This is a genomic window from Marinobacter confluentis (assembly GCF_004785685.1).
Taxonomy (GTDB): domain Bacteria; phylum Pseudomonadota; class Gammaproteobacteria; order Pseudomonadales; family Oleiphilaceae; genus Marinobacter; species Marinobacter confluentis.
On sequence record NZ_SRPF01000004.1, the window covers coordinates 147,555 to 162,189 of the forward strand.

14 protein-coding genes are annotated in these 14,635 nt (G+C 58.3%); 7 read left to right on the top strand and 7 right to left on the bottom strand.

Translation table 11 applies throughout. From position 1 onward, the window contains the following. The first annotated feature begins 3 nt into the window (after positions 1–3). Together E5Q11_RS13775 and E5Q11_RS13780 are read left to right on the top strand one after the other, a co-directional pair. Positions 4–948 (top strand): HAD-IIA family hydrolase, encoded by a 945-nt coding sequence (locus tag E5Q11_RS13775; RefSeq protein ID WP_135804026.1) that lies wholly within the window; start codon positions 4–6, stop codon positions 946–948. 23 nt (positions 949–971) lie between these two features. Continuing rightward, positions 972–1,421, top strand: a complete 450-nt coding sequence (locus E5Q11_RS13780) for a potassium channel family protein (RefSeq protein ID WP_135804027.1) — start codon at positions 972–974, stop codon at positions 1,419–1,421. A 12-nt stretch (positions 1,422–1,433) separates the two neighbouring features. Here E5Q11_RS13780 and E5Q11_RS13785 read toward each other — a convergent pair whose 3' ends face one another. The 6 genes from E5Q11_RS13785 to E5Q11_RS13810 form a co-directional block, all read right to left on the bottom strand. Beyond that, entirely contained in the window at positions 1,434–2,093 is a 660-nt protein-coding gene (locus E5Q11_RS13785; RefSeq protein ID WP_135804028.1) for an energy-coupling factor ABC transporter permease, read from the bottom strand. 67 nt (positions 2,094–2,160) lie between these two features. Continuing rightward, positions 2,161–3,675, bottom strand: a complete 1,515-nt coding sequence (locus E5Q11_RS13790) for a diguanylate cyclase (RefSeq protein WP_135804029.1) — start codon at positions 3,673–3,675, stop codon at positions 2,161–2,163. Positions 3,676–3,782: 107 nt separating this feature from the next. Then, entirely contained in the window at positions 3,783–4,967 is a 1,185-nt protein-coding gene (locus tag E5Q11_RS13795) for an MFS transporter (protein ID WP_135804030.1), read from the bottom strand. Between the two features lie 27 nt (positions 4,968–4,994). Then, positions 4,995–6,194, bottom strand: coding sequence for an organoarsenical effux MFS transporter ArsJ (gene arsJ, locus E5Q11_RS13800; protein ID WP_135804031.1), 1,200 nt, complete (start codon positions 6,192–6,194; stop codon positions 4,995–4,997). A 1-nt stretch (position 6,195) separates the two neighbouring features. Beyond that, positions 6,196–7,200, bottom strand: a complete 1,005-nt coding sequence (locus tag E5Q11_RS13805) for an ArsJ-associated glyceraldehyde-3-phosphate dehydrogenase (RefSeq protein ID WP_135804032.1) — start codon at positions 7,198–7,200, stop codon at positions 6,196–6,198. 161 nt (positions 7,201–7,361) lie between these two features. Then, positions 7,362–8,129: a metalloregulator ArsR/SmtB family transcription factor gene (locus E5Q11_RS13810; RefSeq protein ID WP_135804033.1), complete on the bottom strand. Its 768-nt coding sequence runs from the start codon at positions 8,127–8,129 to the stop codon at positions 7,362–7,364. 107 nt (positions 8,130–8,236) lie between these two features. Here E5Q11_RS13810 and arsH point away from each other — a divergent pair, with 107 nt between their 5' ends. The 3 genes from arsH (at position 8,237) to E5Q11_RS13825 (ending at position 10,342) form a co-directional block, all read left to right on the top strand. Beyond that, positions 8,237–8,953 (top strand): arsenical resistance protein ArsH, encoded by a 717-nt coding sequence (arsH, locus tag E5Q11_RS13815; RefSeq protein WP_135804220.1) that lies wholly within the window; start codon positions 8,237–8,239, stop codon positions 8,951–8,953. Between the two features lie 55 nt (positions 8,954–9,008). Continuing rightward, positions 9,009–9,800 carry an arsenic resistance protein gene (locus E5Q11_RS13820; RefSeq protein ID WP_135804034.1) on the top strand — a complete coding sequence of 264 codons (792 nt, stop codon included), beginning with the start codon at positions 9,009–9,011 and terminating at the stop codon, positions 9,798–9,800. Positions 9,801–9,889: 89 nt separating this feature from the next. Beyond that, positions 9,890–10,342 carry a phosphate-starvation-inducible PsiE family protein gene (locus E5Q11_RS13825; RefSeq protein ID WP_135804035.1) on the top strand — a complete coding sequence of 151 codons (453 nt, stop codon included), beginning with the start codon at positions 9,890–9,892 and terminating at the stop codon, positions 10,340–10,342. 160 nt (positions 10,343–10,502) lie between these two features. Here the strand turns inward: E5Q11_RS13825 and uvrD are convergent, their stop codons facing one another. After that, the gene (gene uvrD, locus E5Q11_RS13830; protein WP_135804036.1) at positions 10,503–12,668 is read right to left on the bottom strand and encodes a DNA helicase II; all 2,166 of its coding nucleotides are present in this window, start codon (positions 12,666–12,668) and stop codon (positions 10,503–10,505) included. A gap of 288 nt (positions 12,669–12,956) precedes the next feature. On the opposite strand from uvrD, the gene E5Q11_RS13835 reads away from it, so the two are divergent. Then, the gene (locus tag E5Q11_RS13835) at positions 12,957–14,162 is read left to right on the top strand and encodes a hypothetical protein (protein ID WP_225314908.1); all 1,206 of its coding nucleotides are present in this window, start codon (positions 12,957–12,959) and stop codon (positions 14,160–14,162) included. Between the two features lie 29 nt (positions 14,163–14,191). Continuing rightward, a complete protein-coding gene (locus E5Q11_RS13840; protein ID WP_135804037.1) occupies positions 14,192–14,635 on the top strand; it encodes a type 2 periplasmic-binding domain-containing protein in 444 nt (147 codons plus the stop codon).

Consider the following 14,635-nt stretch of genomic DNA (forward strand, 5'->3'; position numbering starts at 1 on the left):
AGGATGAAAGACACCCACCCCACCTGTTTTGACGGTCTCACGCCAACGCCCACCTGGGCGTTTGAGCAGTACCAGCGCCTGCAATACCAGTTGCCATACGCCGAACCCAACCAGAATTCGCCTCAGCGAATAGAGTCCCTGGAACCCCTGACGTCGCAATTCGACGCGTTTGTATTTGACGCCTTTGGGGTATTGAATGCCGGCGCCGACGTTATTGTCGGGGCGCCCGAGCGACTTGCGTCTTTGCAGGCGAACGGCAAGCCGGTGCTGGTGCTGTCCAATGCGGCCACCGTCAGCCAGAAGAGCCTGACTGAAAAGTACCAGGAAATGGGCTTTGATCTGATCGAAGATCAGATCATCTCCAGCCGATGGCTGCTTGAGGATCATCTGGCCGGCAAACCGTCACCGGGTATTTGGGGCGTCATTGCCCCACCCCACTCTGGCAGCCAGTCCCTGCCTGGTATTGACCAGAAACCGGTAAGGCCGGGCATCAGCGACGAGGATCTGGATGCGTTTGATGGTTTTATCTTCATGAGCAGTGAAGACTGGACCGAAACCCTGCAGACACAGCTCACCGCGAGCCTCTGCCGCCGGCCACGGCCGCTGAGGGTGGCCAACCCGGACCTGGTAGCACCAAGGGGCGACAGCCTGACGCTGGAACCGGGTTACTTTGCTCACCAACTCCGCAGGTCGGCCCCGGTCCATCCAGAATTTTTCGGCAAACCCTACAGCTTGGCCTTTGACGCCGCACTTGGCCGGCTTGGCAATCCGCCCCCGCATCGTGTGCTGATGATCGGGGATACGCTACACACCGACATTCTCGGCGGCCGCGCCTCCGGCATGGCCACGCTTCTGATCTGCAACCACGGCTCACTGAAGGGAATGGACATCGACAGCTGCATCCGGCAATCTGGAATTTCACCAGATTTTATCGCCCCCTCGATCTGAATCACCAGCGGAGACTGGCAAACATGGCTGTCGCTGACTCACTCGAACTACTCAACGCGACACTCATCAACGCATCGATCGTGATTGTGGTGGTTCTGATCCATAACGAAGCATTGCTTCGCCTGAGCCATCAGCTATCTGGAATGCACCAGAGTCACCATTTTCGGCTGGTTACCGGTGTGTTGGGCATCCTGGCGATCCATACCCTGCAGGTCTGGATTTTCGCCCTTGCCTTTTACTTCATGCACCATTCAGAGGCCTGGGGGGAACTGTCCGGAAATTTCGGCGGCACCATGCTGGACTGTGTCTATTTCTCGTTCACCACCTTCACCACCCTGGGCTACGGCGATATCGAGGCTACCGGCGTACTTCGTTTCCTGACCGGCATTGAAGCCCTGACCGGCCTGGTGCTGATTACCTGGAGCGCCTCCTTCCTGTTTGTTGAAATGCAGCGTTATTGGCCTAGCCGCTGAGCCTGCCCAAAGCTAACGGTAGCGCCTCTGGTCCAATGTGGTCAGTCGATCCGGGTGAAACACCATCAGGCCGGTTACGAAAGCACCGTTGGCAAATCCCTCGGGAACCATGAACAGCGGCAGGTAGCGCAGATATTCATGGATCAGCTCGCCAAAGGTATAGACACCGCTGGCCCAGAGCATCAGGCACATAACCGTGCCGGCGGCGGCCACCGAAATACCGGCGCCAAAAAAGCCGCAAAAGAAGATATAGGCAAAGAAACTGCGGAAGTCCTTACCGCGCTCCCACAGCATGATCCAGTGGCTGACCAGCGCCGGAACCATCACGGTAATCAAACCGTTGGCGGCAAACATCATCAGGGGCTCGCGCCCGGTAATCACCGTGATCACCAGGGCCAGAAGGCCCGCCAGAACCGCCAGCCCCCACCCCAGCATCAACGTCACGACTGTGATACCAAAAATATGAATCGACAGGCCCGGAGACAGACCGGCCCGCAGGTGCCACAGAAATCCCAACACTACCGCAACGCCAAAAAATGTGTGTTGAAGCGTTTCGTCTTTCCGGAAGACTTTCCAGTCAATTGTCCGCCATGCCCGGGCCAGTACAGCCAGAAACAGCAGCAGCGTGATAATCCACTGGCTGGTGGATAACAGGTTTTCGGTCATGCCCATAAATCAGGAACCGCGTGAATGTGCCGATTTTACGGAGACAATTGCAAACGGGATGGAAAAAGCGCAGTTAAAGGCGAAAGGTTCCGGAAGCATCGGTAAGGCAGTCGCGCCCCGCCTGCTTGGACTGATAAAGCCGGTTATCGGCCAGTGAAATCATCGCATCCGGGGTTGGTTGGCCTTCGGCGAATTCTGCAACGCTGGCCATGCCAACGCTGACGGTGACATCGACAGGCTCGCCATTGAATATGAAAGTGTCGTTGCGCACGGTCTCAAGCATTCTGAGCACCAACTGACGAACATTACTTCGATCAACCGCATTGAATATAACGATGAATTCCTCGCCGCCAAAACGGGCCACAATGTCCATCGGTCGGGTTTTCTTCATTAGAATGCCGGCAAACTTCTGCAGCACATAATCACCACCCAGGTGTCCGATAGAATCGTTGATCCCCTTGAACTGATCAATATCAAACATCGCCAGGGTAAACTGCTCATCAAGCCGGCTGTTGCGGCCCAGCATTTCGCCCAGCCGCGGCATCAGATACCGGCGGTTATGCAGGCCGGTCAGAGGGTCCCGTATGGACTGATTGAGCAGCTCATCCTCAAGGCGGAAGCGATCCAGGGCGCCGGAAAGCAGGCCGGAAACAATAATCAGCAGGTCGGCCTGATCCTCCCTCCAGCAGCGCCTGCGCAGAGAGTCCACACCGAAGAACCCGGTCACCTTGCCGCGCACCCTGATGGGCACGCAGAACATCGAGCAAACGCCCTGGGTCTTGAGCAGTGATCTTTCTGGGGTCGCCTCGGATGGCAGTTGGTCGACATCTTCAATAAACACCACGCGATTGTCCGTCACCATGCTCCCAATCTGCTGATGCCACCAGTGAAAGTCCTCGATAGGCACCGCCTGCTGGTCGCCGATGATCGAGGCCACACCGTCCCCGCACCATTCGTGGGTGTTGTTCATGAACTGGTAATCGTCGGAGAACTCATAAAGATAAGCCCGATCCACCGCGAAAAACTCGCCGATACTTTTAAGGACTTCTTCGATGCACTGATCGATCGTGCCAAAGCCCAGATTAATAAATTCCGTGGACAGCCGGGCCATGAGTTTCTGGAAACCCGCCTGGAATGAAAATTCGGCCTCGCTCTCGCGCAGGTTCTGTTCCAGGTCCTTGTAGTGCTGGATATTGTGGAACTGGCCGTAGAAGACGGTACTGCCATCGGGCTGACGCTCTGGCCTGGCATGCACCTCAAACCATTGGTATTCACCGTTGATCAGCTTCAGGCGGGCGCGATATCGCCAGGGCACAAGAGTCTGGGCCGAGTCCTGAATGGTCTGCACCAGGTCACCGGCATCCTCCGGGTGAATGATGGAAAACACCGCATCGGCGGTTTCATTCAGGGTTGAGGAATCAACGCCGAAAAGGGCCAGAACCTGATGGCTAACAAAAGGATAGTGATGAGAACTGCCGTCGGCGCTGAGCCAGTAGGTAAACAGAACACCCGGCACGCCGGAGGCCAGTTTCTGGAAGAAGCCGTCGGACGATACAACCTGCTGTTCGCTATTGAAACTGGTGGTCATGGCCAACGCATCTCCCTGGGAAAGCATTTCCCGGTTTTACCCCATGAGTGTAGTCCACCAGCTCCAGCATTCGCCATTTCCAGGGCGTATCCGTTGACGCCTTACGCCTAGTCAGAACCCGGCTCTGCTTTCCCCTTGCCCAGCGACCAGAGCCCAAACACTGGCCCCGGAACAAGCAAAAGGGCCACCCAGACCCCCAAGTCGCTCCACAGCGCGCTGGTCAGCCAGATAGCGGGTAGGGTCAGGCCGAAACCGACAGCATTCATGACGGCCAGCGATGAGCCAACGGACTCGCGTGGTGCCGTGGCCGCCGCAAGCGCTGAGAACTGCGGCGAATCTGCCACCACCGCAACACCCCACACCAGCAACACCAGCACCAGAAGCCCCGGTGCCAGTCCACTGATTAACGGGTAGACAATGCAAAGAGCACCGGACGTCGTCAGCGCTAACCGGGCCACCCACTCGCTACCCCGGGTGCGACTGAACCAGCCGCCGCCGATACAACCGGCGGCGCCTATGCCGATAATGGCAAAAGCCAGCCAGGGCACAAGGTCCTGGGCTGAGCCCAGGCGGTCAAGTTCCCTGGCAGCCAGCAGCGGCACCAGGGTCCAGAAAGCGTAAAGCTCCCACATATGGCCGAAATAACCACCTGCCACAGCCCGGAACCGGGGCATTCGTAATGCCGCCAGACCCTGCCGGAGCGGCAAAGGCCCACTGCTTCTGGGCAGATGCGGGCCGTCACCAAGCGCCCACACCATAGCGCCGCCAAGCAGCGTTAATACTGACGCCGCCAGTAACGGCCATTCCCAGGGCAGGCCGAGCGTCGCGCCCCGCATCAGATGAGGCAGGGCGGTACCCAGTGTGAGCATACCCACCAGCCAGGCCAGGGCTGCACCGGAATGCCGAGGAGTCCAGGCAATCACCATCTTCATCCCCAGCGGGTAAATACCCGCAAGGCAGAGGCCAGTGGCAAACCTCAGCACAGAATCCAGGGGCGTCAGGTTGGCGGCGAAAACAAACGCTCCATTGACCAGCGCACCCAGAAGACATGCCACGGCAAAAATCCGGCTGGCGCCAAACCGGTCCGCCAGACCTGTCACCGCGATGGTCAGGGTACCGGTAATGAATCCCGCCTGTACGGCCAGCGTCAAGCGGCCCAGATCGGTTTCAGTCAGCCCCAGCTCTGCCGACAGCGAGAGCCAGATACCGTTTACGCTGAACCAGAGTGAGGTCCCGAACAACTGGGCCAGCACGATCACGGCCAGCGGATATCGCCGGAATAATTCAGTCATTTTTATTATCTTTGGGTGGCGGTATTGTCACCGAAGCGTAGCGCCCGGCCTCGTTTGCGGCAACATCAGCGACAGCAGCGCGGCCGCGGCCACCAGTGCAGACGAAATCCAGAGGCAGGCCGCCAGCCCGAAGGCCTGATAGACCCAGCCAGACAGCACCGTTCCCAGCAGCCGGCCCGCCGCATTCGACATATAGTAAAAGCCAACATCCAGCGACACCCCATCGCCCCTGGCATAGCTGACAATCAGATAGCTGTGCAGGGATGAGTTGATCGCGAACAGCACCCCAAACAACAACAGACCACCAATCACCACGATCTTTGGTGACAGGCCCACCACCAGCCCGGTAGCAATAGCGGCAGGGATCAATGCAAGCACTGCAGCCCAGATGACCGCTCGCTGCTTACCTTCGTTATTGCCGGTGATGCGGGGCGCAACGGTCTGAATGAAGCCGTAACCAATAACCCAACTGGCCATGAAACCGCCCACCTGCCAGTGGTCCCAGCCAAAGACCGTACTCAGGTAGACCGGCAGCGCCACCACGAACCACACGTCCCGGGCGCCGAACAGGAACATCCGAGCGGCAGAGAGCACGTTAATAGCGCGGCTTTTTGACAGAATCTCGCTGAATTTGGGCTTGGCTTTGCTTTTGCCAAGCTCCTGCTTGAGCAGGAACAGACTGGCCAGCCAGACAGCAGCCAGGGCCAGCCCCATGATGATAACGGCACCGGTAAAGCCTGCGGCCATCAGCAGCACGCCACCCAGGAAGAAACCCACACCCTTGAGCGTGTTTTTTGAGCCGGTAAGAATCGCCACCCACTTGTAGAGAGTGCCCTGCTGCTGATCCGGCACCAGCAGTTTGATGCCGCTTTTGGCGGACATCTTGTTCAAATCCTTGGCAATGCCGGACATCGCCTGCGCCGCCATCACCCAGGGCACCGTAAGCATGGCCGCCGGTACCGCCAGCATGGCCAGCGCTACAATCTGCAGGAAGAGCCCGATATTCATGGTTCGGTTCAGGCCCATGCGGGCGCCCAGGTAGCCACCCACCAGGTTGGTCACCACCCCGAAAAACTCATAGAAGATGAACAGCAGCGCAATTTCCAGCGGCGAATAACCCAGCTGATGGAAATGCAGCACCACCAGCATCCGCAGAGCGCCGTCGGTCAGGGTGAAGGCCCAGTAGTTGCCGGTAATGACCAGGTACTGTCGGATGGCGGGGCTCATATCAGGCAGAGCCCACCCGGCGCGCCAGTTCCGCGGTGCGGTTGGCGTAGCCCCATTCGTTGTCGTACCAGGCGTAGATTTTCACCTGGGTGCCGTTGACCACCATGGTGGACAGGGCATCCACGATGGATGAACGGGGGTCGGTCCGGTAATCAATGGATACCAGCGGGCGTTCTTCGTAGCCCAGAATGTCCTTAAGTTCGCCCTCGGACGCGTCTTTGAGTAACTGGTTTACGGTTTCGCGATCGGTGGGGGTTTCCACTTCAAATACGCAATCAGTCAGTGAAGCATTGGTCAGAGGCACCCGAACCGCGTGACCATCCAGCCGGCCTTTCAGCTCCGGAAAGATCTCAATGATTGCTGTGGCAGAGCCAGTACTGGTTGGAATCAGCGAACTGCCACAGGCCCGGGCCCGGCGCAGATCCTTGTGGGGCGCGTCGATGATGGTCTGGGTGTTGGTCAGGCTGTGGATGGTGGTGATGGAACCGTGCTTGATGCCCAGTTTCTCGTGAATCACCTTCACCACCGGCGCCAGACAGTTGGTGGTGCAGGACGCCGCCGTCACGATGCGGTCGTTGGCGGGATCAAAAATATCATCGTTCACGCCGACCACAATGTTCTTGGCGCCTTTTTCCTTTACCGGCGCGGTCACAACCACCCGCTTCACGCCCTGCTTCAGATAGGCCTGGAGCACTTCCACGGTCTTCATCTTGCCGCTGGCTTCAATCACTAGGTCGCAGCCGGACCAATCGGTTTCGCCGATGGTTTTATTGCGGGTGACCCGAATCGATTTGCCCTCAATGACAATATGATCGCCGTCTGCATCAGCCTCATGGTTCCAACGCCCGTGAATACTGTCGAAGTTCAGCAGATGCGCCAGGGTGTGGGCGTCCGCACCCGGGTCGTTAATGGCGACAAATTCCATCTCCGGCCACTGCCAGGCTGCACGCAGTGCCAGGCGCCCAATGCGGCCAAATCCGTTGATGCCGACTTTTATCCTGCTCATTGTTCACTCCTGTTTAATTTGAAAGTATTCCGATGGTACGCCGAGCAAGAGTAGAGGGCCTTTCAGAACCGTGCGGAGCCATGGATGGCGGAGCCCGAGCGTACACGGACGTATTTACAGCGTGTTCTGGAAGGCCCTCTACTCTTGCTCCGCCCCCTCAACTATCCGATAAACCGAATAACCGGCCTATCCGGCATTGCCGCCAGGCGCTCTAGTTCGGTGTTGATCCGGCCCTGACTGCCAGAGGCGGTTTCTTCTAGCACCCGCGACAACCACAGAGGTAAACGGGGATTCACCGAATAGTACGTCCACTGCCCATGGCGTTCGGCATCCAGCAGCCCGGCGTCTCGCAGGACCGCCAGGTGGCGGCTGGCCTTGGGTTGGGGAATATCCAATGCCGCCGTCAGTTCACAGACGCACAGTTTCTTTTTCTCCCGGATCAGCAACATCGCCGCCAGCCGCAGCTCGTCGCCCAGGGCCTTGAACACGGTCACCGGGTCGAAGCTTTCGGGCTTCAGGCCGGTTTCCTTGCGGTGGACCAGAGTAAACAGCCCGATACGCTCGCGGATTTCTTTCAACGTCAGTGCGAAGGTGGCGTGTCGGCCTGCAGGCACCGGATCCGGGAAATCCCAGGCAATCTGTTGGGCGGGCTGGCAAACGGTGCCGCACTCCTGTGACGCTTTTTCGCACAGGGTGATCACGTAATCCCAGTCCTCGCTTTCCAGGTCAGACAGGGATTTGCTGCTCAGGCCGTCGACCGGATAACCCGCTTCCTGAAGAACCTGGATGGCCATGGGGTGGGGTTTGTCCGGCTCAGTGCCGGCGCTGGCCACTTCAAATTGGTCACCGGCCATCTCCCGCAGCAATGCTTCAGCCATCAGCGACCTTGCGCTATTGGCGGTACAGACAAACAGAACCCGGCGTCTCATATCCAATTATCCGCATATTCGTTTTTTCGCATATTTATTTTAGTGCATAATAAGTCGATCAAAAACATGAGTAAAGCGACGGTTTCATTACAATGAGCATTCCAAACATCCCAGAAGACGAACTGCCCAACGTCAACGCCGAACAGTTCAACGCGCCGACGGCAGATCAGCTGTTCGCCGCAAGGCCATCGACCCATCCGCCGCGGATTCTGCTGCTGTACGGCTCCTTGCGGAAAAGATCCTTCAGCCGGCTCGCGGTGGAGGAGGCGGCCCGCCTGCTCGAGGCTATGGGTGCTGAAACCCGGGTATTCAGCCCCCGCGGCCTACCCCTGGCCGACGCTGAGGACGCGACTCATCCCAAGGTTCAGGAACTGCGGGAACTGGCCCAGTGGTCAGAAGGTATGGTGTGGTGCTCGCCGGAACGCCACGGTGCCATGACCGGGATCATGAAAACCCAGATCGACTGGATTCCCCTGTCCATCGGCGGCATGCGCCCGACCCAGGGCAAGACCCTGGCAGTGATGCAGGTGTGCGGCGGCTCGCAATCCTTCAATGCGGTGAACCAGCTGCGAGTGCTGGGCCGGTGGATGCGGATGGTGACCATCCCCAACCAGTCTTCAGTGCCCAAGGCGTTTCTGGAGTTTGACGACAATGACCGGATGAAGCCGTCGCCCTTCTACAACCGCATTGTGGATGTGATGGAAGAGCTGGTTAAATTCACCCTGCTGATAAGGGACCGCAGCGACTACCTGACGGACCGTTATTCTGAGCGGGTAGAAAGTGCTCAAGAGGTTTCAAAGCGGGTCAACCAGAAATCCATGTGAGAGATAACAGATTAGCAGCACAGAAATCACTGGGGACGAAGACACCCGTGAAGGCATGGATCTATTCAGCCGATACCTGTCTGTCTGGGTAGCCCTGGCCATAGTCGCCGGAATCGCTCTGGGCCAACTTGCCCCAGCCGTCCCCGAATCCCTGTCCCGCTTCGAATACGCCCAGGTATCTATCCCCATTGCCATTCTGATCTGGGCCATGGTCTTTGTCTGGAGCTACCTCACCAAAGGCGACGCCGCTTATACCCTGGTTCAGGTGTCCCTCAACGACCTGATCATGCTGTTTGCCTTCGCGCCGATTGTGGTATTCCTGCTTGGGGTCTCCGACATTCAGGTGCCCTGGAATACGGTCATCCTGTCGGTGGTGCTGTACATCGTTATTCCGCTGGCCGCAGGTTATCTGACCCGGCGCACCCTGATCGCCCGCCGGGGACAGGAATGGTTCGATAACGTATTCATGAAACGAATCGGTCCCGTCACGCCCGCTGCGCTGATCGTCACCCTTGTTCTGCTGTTCGCCTTCCAGGGCGAAGTAATCCTGCAGAACCCGCTTCACATTGCCCTGATCGCCGTGCCGCTGATTATCCAGACCGTGCTGATTTTCTTCATCGCCTACGGCTGGGCACGATTGTGGAAAGTACGCCACTGCATCGCCGCCCCCGGCGCCATGATCGGTGCCAGCAACTTCTTTGAGCTGGCGGTAGCAGCCGCCATTGCCCTGTTCGGCCTGCAATCTGGTGCGGCTTTGGCAACCGTGGTTGGGGTTCTGGTGGAAGTACCGCTAATGCTTGCCCTGGTGCGGATCGCCAACAAGACCAGGGACAGGTTCCCGGCCTGAACGATGCCCATTTCTGGCCGCATTGGCGATTGTTATCTAAGCTAACCAGATTCTACCAACACCAGACACTATCCAGAGAAGGTTCAGTAATGAGCGGTTCAGAAACCGATAGCAGCAGTACTTCTCAAACTCACGAGGCAAACAAAAAAAGGCACGAAAGTCCGAACATCAGCAACCGGGAGCGGGTGTTTGTGGTTGGTGGCTTCAACGTAATCCAGAAGCTACTGCTGGTCGTGACGGGGCTGCTGACGCTGGGCGCTGCCGGGGCAGAAATCCTGGGCGTTTATGAACGGGGCGTGATTGAGCTTGCCGATATCCTGTTGCTGTTCCTGTACACCGAAGTCGTCGCCATGGTGATCGTGTCCTACACCGGGCAGGGCTCGGTCTTTGTCTATCCGATTTTCATCGCCATGACCGCACTGGCCCGACTGATCGTGCTGCAGGGCAAGGATATGGACCCACAGAACATTCTGTTCGAGGCCGCGGCTATTGTGCTGCTGGCTCTGTCAGCCCTGATCATTTTGCGTTTGCCGAAGCACTAACGACCAACGTGTTGCGGCCTGCAACGCAGATTGGGGCGCAGGTTGGGAGGGATGGTTTAAAACTGTGCGGAGCCATGGATGGCGGAGCCCAAGCGTCACATGGATGTGCCGAAGGAGCGTGTTTTAAACCATCCCTCCCAACCTGTGCTCTCCCCCAAACTCAGCAGGCTTCAAGAGGAGCATAGGCCAGCACCAGCCACTTGGCGCCTTCATCAAAGTTTACCTGCACGCGCGTATGATGACCGTTGCCCTCGCTGTTCATGACGATACCCTCGCCAAACTTCGGGTGACGTACCCGTTGGCCCAGGCTGAATCCGGATTGCTGAGCGGAGTCCTCGCTGAACAGGCTTTCATTGGGGCGTGACACCATCGCCGGCCGACTGACCGTGTTACGCAAACGCACTTCCTGAATGCAGTCACCCGGTATTTCGCGAACGAAGCGGGATAACGCATGGAATTTTTCCTGGCCGTATAAACGGCGGGATTCCGCGTAAGTGAGCACCAGCTTCTGCATGGCACGGGTAATGCCTACGTAAGCCAGGCGGCGCTCTTCTTCCATCCGACCGGGCTCTTCCAGAGACATGCTGTGGGGGAACAGGCCCTCCTCCACTCCGGCCAGGAACACCAGCGGGAACTCCAAACCTTTGGCGGAGTGCAAGGTCATCAGTTGCACGCAGTCTTCGTTCACCTCAGCCTGGGCTTCACCGGCGTCCAGGGCGGCCTGAGCGATGAATTCTGACAGCGGATCAACGCCCTCCTCGGCTTCGAAATCCGATAATGCATTCACCAGCTCGTCCAGGTTTTCCGCCCGGGCCTGGCCCTTTTCGCCTTTTTCGTTGGCGTGGTATTCCCGCAGGCCGCTCAGCTCCAGGGTAGTTTTCATCAGACCGTGCAGGGTGGCGTCGTCTACCATGGCCGTCAGCTGTTCGATAATACTCATAAAGGACTGCAGGCCGGTTTTGGCGCGACCCTTGACCTGGCCGGCTTCCAGCAGCCGCTCTGCGGACTCCCACAACGAGATACTCTGTTCGGTAGCGTAGGCCCGCATATCCGCCAGGCTCTTTGCGCCAATACCGCGTGCGGGAATATTCACGACCCGCTCGAAGGCCGCGTCGTCCCGGCGGTAATGCACCAGGCGCAGATAGGCGATGGCGTTGCGGATTTCCTGACGGTCGTAGAAACGCAGGCCGCCGTAAACCCGGTAGGGAATGCCCTGGCGGATCAGGGATTCTTCCAGCACCCGGGACTGGGCGTTGGAACGGTACAGAATTGCGGACTCGCTGCGCAGGTTGCCTTCACTGACCCAGCTGCTGATGGTGTCGGCGATGTAGTTGGCTTCGTCCTGCTCATTGAAGGCCGCATACAGATTGATCGGCTCACCATCGGCGCCGTCACTCCACAACTCCTTGCCCAAACGGCCCTGATTGTTGGCGATCACCGAGTTGGCCGCTTTCAGGATCAGTTGGGTGGAGCGGTAGTTCTGCTCCAGCCTTACCAGTCGGGCATTGGGGAAATCCCGCTGGTACTCCTGAATATTTTCCACTTTGGCACCCCGCCAGCCGTAGATCGACTGGTCGTCGTCACCGACCACCGTCATCGGTACACGGTTCCCGGCCAGGAGCCGGAGCCAGGCGTATTGGATGGTATTGGTGTCCTGGAACTCGTCTACAAGAATCTGCTGGAAACGGCTCTGGTAATGCTTCAGCAGTTCCGGGCGATGCAGCCACAGTTCGTGGGAGCGCAGCAACAACTCACCAAAATCCACGAGGCCGCCCAGGTTGCAGAGCTTTTCGTACTGACGGTAGACCGTCAGCATGGTGCTGGTGAAATGATCACCGGGGTTTTCCTGGATGTGGTCCGCCCGTAGCCCTTCGTCTTTCTGTGCACTGATAAACCACTGGGCCTGCTTGGGCGGCCAGCGGCTTTCATCGATCTGCAGTTCCCGCATCACCCGCTTGATCAGGCGAAGCTGGTCGTCGCTGTCCAGCACCTGGAAGTTTTCCGGCAGGCCGGCATCCTTGTGATGGGCCCGTAGCAGCCGGTGGGCGATACCATGAAAGGTGCCGAACCAGAGGCCCCGGGCCGGAATATCCATCATCTGCTCGATGCGATAACGCATCTCTTTCGCGGCCTTGTTGGTAAAGGTGACCGCCAGGATGCCGGTGGGCGGCACATTATCGACCTGCATTAACCAGGCGATCCGGTGCACCAGCACCCGGGTTTTGCCGCTGCCTGCGCCTGCCAGCACCAGCAAATGGTCATTCTGGGCCGTGACCGCCTCGCGCTGGGCGTCATTCAGGGGGTCGATAATCGTGGATACATCCATGGGCAAAACCGCTGTGCTCGGGTGAATTGACTGAAAAATGGGCTGAAAATAAAGCCCCGACAGCCGCCGGATTATAACAGGGGAAAGCGCCGGCAGCAGGTTTGATAAAACGCTGGCAAGAGATTGCCAAAATACGAACCCGAGCCATTTTTTGCCGTTCGGGCTTGGGAAATTCCCGGCGACATCTGTATACTTCGTGTCGCATTGCACACACCGGGGCCGAAACCCGCCCTATTAAAGCCAGGATGGCGCACGATCAGTCGCGATCAGACATCAAGGAGATGATGTATGAAGTACTCCCTATTCCGTTTCAGAAAGTCCACCCCCGCCATTCTTCCGGTAACTCTGCTTGCCAGCTCTCTGTCCCTGCCTGCATTCAGCCAGGATCAGCAGCAGCGACTGGATCAGATGGAAGAACGCCTGAACACCATGCAGAAGCAGATGACCGAATCTGCTCTTGAAAAGGTCCGCTTCAACGGCTTTTTCAGCACCGGCTACACCCGCGCCACCAATGACGCAGGCTACGATGATGCCACCGAGCAATCCGACCTTCAGACCCTGAGCCTGTTCGGCCTGCAGGGCACCTTCGCCCTGGGCCGCAACACCGATGCGGTGCTTCAACTGGTTTCCCGGGGCAATGAAGACTGGGACACCGAGCTTGAGTGGGGCTACCTGCGCCACCAGTTTCGTACCGGCACCGAAGTCCGCGCCGGCAAGATGCGCCTGCCCCTGTTTATGGAATCGGAAACCCTGGAAATCGGCTATGGCCAGACCTGGGCCCGCCCGCCGGAAGCGGTTTACGACCCGGTACCGGTGCGCAGCTACCTGGGCGGCGATCTGGCCCACACCTTCAACTTTGACAGCTCGTCGCTCCAGACCCGCCTGTTTGCCGGCCATCTGGACGATGAAGCCGACTCGCTCGGCACCGTTGTAGACGTGGAGCTTCGCAACCTGAACGGTCTGACCGCCAACTGGACGAACTATCTGTGGACCTTCCGTGGCGTCTATGCCCGGGCAGAGTCGTCTGTGGGTTCAGTCGGCGGGCCGGTTGATCTGGGCCAGGATGAAAAAGCCGAGTTCATGGGCCTGGGGCTGTCCTACGATGACGGCGCCTGGCTGCTTATGTCCGAGCTGACCCGAATCGAAGTGGACGGCGAGTTCCAGGATACCGATTCCGCCTACATTACGGTCGGGCGACGCATCAGCGAGGTGACCCCTTACCTGACCGCTTCCTGGATCGAGAGCCAGGACAACTATGAACGCGACGGCACTCCCCTGGAAGTTCTTGACGTTCGCCGACAGGCCTACAGCCTGGGTTTTCGCTGGGACATGATGCCTTCGGTTGCGATGAAATTTGACTGGACCCACGCCCGCGGTTTCAGCAGCACAACCGGTGGACTGACCGGCAACCAGCAGAAGGTTCTGAATGGCAATCCGGGCGACGTGTCTGATACCACCGACCTGTACACCATCAGGCTGGACGCGGCATTTTAATCCGGACCCATTTGATCAGGAGCAAAAGGATGCGGATTCTCTCAAGAAAAGTGCCCGGGCGGCTGACTCTGGCGCTGGCGACATTGATGATGCTGAGCCCGATCGCCAGTGCCGAACTGGTGATCATCGTCCACCCCGGTGGGCCGGACAGCATCACCCGACAACAGGTGCGGGATATCTATCTTAATCGAAGTTCCCAGATGCCGGACGGCCAGCGGGCAGTGGCTTTTGAGCTGGCACCGGGCAACAGTATGCGGGATGAATTCAATGACCTGATTACTGAACGCTCGGATGCCTGGCTGAAGGCGTTCTGGTCCCGCCAGGTGTTAACGGGCAAGGGTCAGCCGCCGACCGAGATGTCCTCGGCCAGTGGCATGAAAAGCGTGGTGTCATCCACCCTGGGGGCCATCGGTTATCTCGATTCAACGCTGGTGGATGACAGCGTCAAGGTTGCGCTGACGCCGCAACCCTGA

What these genes read in the sequence shown, in the direction of transcription:
- E5Q11_RS13775 (WP_135804026.1), top strand. Translation starts at nt 4, where the DNA reads ATGAAAGACACCCACCCCACCTGTTTTGACGGTCTCACGCCAACGCCC.
- E5Q11_RS13780 (WP_135804027.1), top strand. Translation starts at nt 972, where the DNA reads ATGGCTGTCGCTGACTCACTCGAACTACTCAACGCGACACTCATCAAC.
- E5Q11_RS13785 (WP_135804028.1), bottom strand. Translation starts at nt 2,093, where the DNA reads ATGGGCATGACCGAAAACCTGTTATCCACCAGCCAGTGGATTATCACG.
- E5Q11_RS13790 (WP_135804029.1), bottom strand. Translation starts at nt 3,675, where the DNA reads ATGACCACCAGTTTCAATAGCGAACAGCAGGTTGTATCGTCCGACGGC.
- E5Q11_RS13795 (WP_135804030.1), bottom strand. Translation starts at nt 4,967, where the DNA reads ATGACTGAATTATTCCGGCGATATCCGCTGGCCGTGATCGTGCTGGCC.
- arsJ (WP_135804031.1), bottom strand. Translation starts at nt 6,194, where the DNA reads ATGAGCCCCGCCATCCGACAGTACCTGGTCATTACCGGCAACTACTGG.
- E5Q11_RS13805 (WP_135804032.1), bottom strand. Translation starts at nt 7,200, where the DNA reads ATGAGCAGGATAAAAGTCGGCATCAACGGATTTGGCCGCATTGGGCGC.
- E5Q11_RS13810 (WP_135804033.1), bottom strand. Translation starts at nt 8,129, where the DNA reads ATGAGACGCCGGGTTCTGTTTGTCTGTACCGCCAATAGCGCAAGGTCG.
- E5Q11_RS13820 (WP_135804034.1), top strand. Translation starts at nt 9,009, where the DNA reads ATGGATCTATTCAGCCGATACCTGTCTGTCTGGGTAGCCCTGGCCATA.
- E5Q11_RS13825 (WP_135804035.1), top strand. Translation starts at nt 9,890, where the DNA reads ATGAGCGGTTCAGAAACCGATAGCAGCAGTACTTCTCAAACTCACGAG.
- uvrD (WP_135804036.1), bottom strand. Translation starts at nt 12,668, where the DNA reads ATGGATGTATCCACGATTATCGACCCCCTGAATGACGCCCAGCGCGAG.
- E5Q11_RS13835 (WP_225314908.1), top strand. Translation starts at nt 12,957, where the DNA reads ATGAAGTACTCCCTATTCCGTTTCAGAAAGTCCACCCCCGCCATTCTT.
- E5Q11_RS13840 (WP_135804037.1), top strand. Translation starts at nt 14,192, where the DNA reads ATGCGGATTCTCTCAAGAAAAGTGCCCGGGCGGCTGACTCTGGCGCTG.